The sequence below is a fragment of the Achromobacter sp. GbtcB20 genome (assembly GCF_019091095.1).
Taxonomy (GTDB): domain Bacteria; phylum Pseudomonadota; class Gammaproteobacteria; order Burkholderiales; family Burkholderiaceae_B; genus Achromobacter; species Achromobacter mucicolens.
The window spans coordinates 1-269 of the sequence record NZ_JAGXJZ010000556.1 but is presented as its reverse complement, the minus strand read 5'-3'; the positions used below and the strand labels follow the sequence as shown (position 1 = coordinate 269).

General features: G+C 71.7%; 1 pseudogene. It reads left to right on the top strand.

The features are described 5' to 3' along the window. Positions 1-269 (top strand): annotated as a pseudogene (locus KVT32_RS30205) (mechanosensitive ion channel domain-containing protein); the annotation flags it as partial.

Sequence of the window (269 nt, the reverse complement as noted above, 5' to 3'; positions counted from 1 at the left end):
GGCGGGCGCCGCGCTGGAAGAGCGCCTGATGCGCCTGGAGGGCATGCACACCTCGGTGCGCGTGGTGCTGGCGCGGCTGGGGCGCGCGGTGCTGATCCTGGTCTCGGTGCTGGTCAGCCTGGGGCTGGTCGGACTCGACCTGACCGTGCTGTCGGTGTTCGGCGGCGCGCTCGGCGTCGGCCTGGGCCTGGGCATGCAGCGTATCGCCAGCAACTACGTGTCCGGCTTCCTGATCCTGCTGGAGCGCAGCCTGTCGATCGGCGACCCGA